Genomic DNA, 3716 nt, shown 5'->3' with positions numbered 1-3716 from the left:
GAGTTCACGGTGATTTTCTTTGCAAAAAAGCCGATATTCTCCACGGCACAGATGTTTACCGTTGTCCCGCTCCGGAAAGAAATACTCTTTCCGTCCTCTAAAGACATGGCGTGCCCTGCGCTCTTTACATCAAACCCCATCATACCCGGCTCAAGATAGAGCCGTTTCCCTTCCGCTGTGGTAAGGGCACGTTTAGAGGGGTCTGACATCCCGCTGCAGCTTGCCCCGTTCTGGCGGATACAGTTTACAGCTATGGCATTCCGCTCATCCTCATCCGGGAAATACAAAGACACCTTCGTGCCGGTTTCCGGCATACAGTACACTTTTCCGCCGGAGCAAAGCGGAGGGGGACTTTCCAAAAGCTTCCCGTATCCGGCACCCAGGGGTAAGGGTACGCTGTGGAAACATCCTGCTTCTTATCAATCTTTAAATGAAGCCTCACCGCATCCCCTCCGGTTTTTATCACTGTCCCATGGATGGACTGCCCTACAAACATGGGGTTATACACAGGCTTTGCTGACGCATAGGCATCCCTCCCCAGAATATAAGTATAACGGAACTCTTCCTGCAAAAGCTGGATATGCTTTTCCAGTATCCTCCACATGCCCCCGGCATAGGCGGTTTTCGCCCCGATGCCGTGGTTTTGGCCGCACCCCACCCGGTAATACTCAAAGTCCCTGGATTTATAGCCTGACGTGTCCCCTCCCAGTTCATAGAAACGGCTGCTGATGCCATGGGCATATGCTTCCCCTTCTATTTTTACGCCTTTCTCCCCGCACTCCGGTATCCCAAACCACAGGTACGCCCCGTGGCGACATACCTCCGGGTACAATACCGCCTTAACCCTGCTGGCAAGCCTTGCGGCAAATTCCCAGTCCGTCTCCCCGTACTGTATCAGGAAACGGCCGGGCTTTTCCCCTTTTCCTGCGGTACAAAGGATGGACGCCCCCGGCGTGGAGGAGACGGCCTTTTCCGCTATGTCCACGTAGGTCAGCTTGGTATCCTCACCAGGTATACGTCTTTTGTTACAGGGTCAAAGGAGAATAGAAATATCACTATTCATAAGTCAAAACTTTGCCCTGCAATGCTCTTATTAAAATCTTTTTATTATAATTCAAGCTTCATAAGATCAATATCTTCTATGCTTGGTATAATCCACTCATTTTTCCTAATATGGTCGATAAAATATTTGTCTAATTCTATATGGTAGGCTTTAACATAATATGATACATCAGAAGGCCACGCCCATGTCCCATCAGTTAAAATTTCTAAGTTACTTATTATCCCTTTAGATTCATCCAATACATCTGAAACCAATCCTGCTGTTACACAAAAGGCAATACCACTTTCTAAATATTCTACTATTTTTTTTTCATCGTCTAATGGAATATTACGCACAGATTCCTTTAGTGATGCTCCAAATTCATCACCATGCCTTAACTCTCTAAAAAATCCTACTCTTTTAAGTTTCATACTTGAACTCTCCTATCACAATACTTATTAATTTTTTGTATCACACTTATATCTTCCTTCATAAGTAAATGCAATTACAAATAAAAAAAATTCTATCGATACATAATAGGGCTATTGAAGCAATTTCAATTTTTTTATGTAGACAACGATGAGTAACTACACCTTCTGTAAAAAAGATTTTTACCTTTATTTAATGTTTTCCTGGTGTAAATTGTTCCCAAGTACCTGTATTATTATATGGATTAGGACCTATAACAATGGTGCCATTAGGATAGATGTAAAGAGTATCCGACGGAGCAAGCACATTAACGCCCAGTTTATTAGATAACTGCTGTGCAATCCCATTAGGATTTGCACCTGTTGAACACGAGATAAGCCTCACTTGTCCACCCTTGTATTCAGGATGATTTTTTAAATAATTTGCTAATGAACGCTGATCAATATACACCCATTTATCATTATGCCACACTCCAAACGAATCTGGTGTACCATGCACCACAACATCGGTATAACCTTCCATGGGACTCATTTTTTTTGCTGCTTCTTTTAGATCATATCCTTTCCCTTGTTGAACTAAAGCTGGTCCTGCTTCTACTGGATCAGTAGCTTGAGCAAAAAATACTCCTATTTTCCCCCAGATCCACTAGGTGACGCTCCACCACCACTTCCTGCATTCCCTCCCCCGGTTCCAGACGAACTATTCTGGTCTTTCAGCTTTTGGACTGACTGGTTATTGCCCAACGACTGCTTACTGTCCCGTCCCGGCATACGGTTCATGTTCGTTGTACCATACTCCGTATACACGCCGCACCCATAGTCTCTATAGTTATTATGATGATGTAATTGTTTGCGAATTACCAAAAAGTTAATAAGCTATACTATGTGTGCCTTTTAGGATTGTAATTTTGATAAACCTTTTCCCTGGCTATTTTTTTATCCTCGTCAGACACCTCATTAGAAAAATCAAATTTCCCATCTTTTATCGAAAAATAATCGTGAAATAATTTTTCTTTTTCTACTATCTTACACAAGTTTACACACCACGGATATTGCATATCCACTTCCAAAGCTTTATGACAATTCTTTTTTCCTTGAGAAATCCAAATACTTCTTTTATGCTCTAATTTCAACCATGATAAGATATTTACAACTACCACATTTAATTCATAATCACTCATTTCTATCTTTGATAATAAATTTTTTTGATTTTTTGTTTCCATATATTCCAATAACTTATCTACTATATTCATTATATTCCCCTATTTTTTCTTATAATTACTCCAAATGTGAATCATCATATCTTCTTCATTTTCATACTGAACTGACATACCTGATTCCATCTGAAAATCTCTCTCAGCACTATATGCCGCTGTTTCACCAGACCAGGAAGAAATGGTACTTTCACTAATACCATTTAAATAGTCTAATGCATGTGTTCCTTCATGCACAACATCACTAAGCAAAGATACTGAACTATTTCTTACATATATTTGATTTCCAATCTGTATCGCAATAGTGTCTGAAGAACACCCAAAATAGCGCTCAAACAATTCATCACCTAATACATTTATCCCTATATCTTTATTTCGTAATGCATTAGCTATTTCTGTTGATTTTATAGTTACTCCATCTAATGAATCTATTATATTATCTCTGGTATAATTTTGCGTTTTGGACTCATAATTTCCGTTTTTAGCAGCACCCTTACTACTCTCATTTTTTGCTTCAAACAATACTCCTGTCTTTGCTTTTCCTTCCGCATCATTTGATAGTATCCAATTTCCACTGTCCGCATTCCCTCCCCTAATTCCAGACGAACTATTCTGGTCTTTCAGCTTTTGAACGGACTGGTTATTGCCCAACGACTGCTTACTGTCCCCTCCCGGCATACGGTTCATGTTCATTGCCCCGTACTCCATATAGACATTATTCCCAAGCATCAATATCATGCCGCATTCTTCATACCTGTCCGTATTGTTGTCAAACACCTTATCCAGCAGGAGGTTATACCCTCCGTTTTTTGCACGGATATCGTTTTCTACATATAACGCCGTCGCACCGGCAAGCCCGTATCCCCCGCCAGTTATTATAGCAGGCACTACTGTCGTTGTAAAGGCAGACGGGCCTATGACTGCCGCTGCATCCATCCCCGCCGCCAGCCCTGCAACAGGTGCTGCCATGACTGTCCCATATAAGACTGCCCCTGTCGTTGCACCTGCCACGCCTCCGCCTGCCACGCCTAA

Annotated in this window: 7 protein-coding genes; all 7 read right to left on the bottom strand. The window is 41.7% G+C overall.

Going from position 1 to position 3716, the window contains the following annotated elements; translation table 11 throughout:
- A partial coding sequence (locus D7Y06_RS24320) for a hypothetical protein (RefSeq protein WP_158591492.1) occupies nt 1-287 on the bottom strand: 287 nt, incomplete at its 3' end.
- Nucleotides 251-985: a hypothetical protein gene (locus tag D7Y06_RS24315; protein WP_120410072.1), complete on the bottom strand. Its 735-nt coding sequence runs from the start codon at nt 983-985 to the stop codon at nt 251-253. The genes D7Y06_RS24315 and D7Y06_RS24320, both read right to left, overlap by 37 nt.
- A gap of 122 nt (nt 986-1107) precedes the next feature.
- Entirely contained in the window at nt 1108-1473 is a 366-nt protein-coding gene (locus D7Y06_RS24310) for a hypothetical protein (protein ID WP_120410071.1), read from the bottom strand.
- Between the two features lie 190 nt (nt 1474-1663).
- Complete coding sequence (locus D7Y06_RS24305; protein ID WP_120410070.1) at nt 1664-2002, bottom strand: hypothetical protein; 339 nt, start codon at nt 2000-2002, stop codon at nt 1664-1666.
- Nucleotides 2003-2097: 95 nt separating this feature from the next.
- The gene (locus tag D7Y06_RS26270; RefSeq protein WP_158591491.1) at nt 2098-2250 is read right to left on the bottom strand and encodes a hypothetical protein; all 153 of its coding nucleotides are present in this window, start codon (nt 2248-2250) and stop codon (nt 2098-2100) included.
- 101 nt (nt 2251-2351) lie between these two features.
- Entirely contained in the window at nt 2352-2723 is a 372-nt protein-coding gene (locus D7Y06_RS24300) for a hypothetical protein (protein WP_120410069.1), read from the bottom strand.
- A 9-nt stretch (nt 2724-2732) separates the two neighbouring features.
- Nucleotides 2733-3716: hypothetical protein (locus D7Y06_RS26265; protein WP_199714849.1), on the bottom strand; the 984-nt coding region annotated here is incomplete at its 5' end.

The organism is Roseburia sp. 1XD42-69, from assembly GCF_003612565.1.
Classification (GTDB): Bacteria; Bacillota; Clostridia; order Lachnospirales; family Lachnospiraceae; genus Roseburia_B.
Note: the sequence above shows the minus strand (reverse complement) of the source record. Positions and strands in the feature narration are given on the sequence as shown.

Bases quoted from the DNA above. Each gene is read 5' to 3' on its own strand.
- D7Y06_RS24310 (WP_120410071.1), bottom strand. From the start codon at position 1,473: ATGAAACTTAAAAGAGTAGGATTTTTTAGAGAGTTAAGGCATGGTGAT.
- D7Y06_RS24300 (WP_120410069.1), bottom strand. From the start codon at position 2,723: ATGAATATAGTAGATAAGTTATTGGAATATATGGAAACAAAAAATCAA.
- D7Y06_RS24305 (WP_120410070.1), bottom strand. From the start codon at position 2,002: ATGAGTCCCATGGAAGGTTATACCGATGTTGTGGTGCATGGTACACCA.
- D7Y06_RS26270 (WP_158591491.1), bottom strand. From the start codon at position 2,250: ATGAACCGTATGCCGGGACGGGACAGTAAGCAGTCGTTGGGCAATAAC.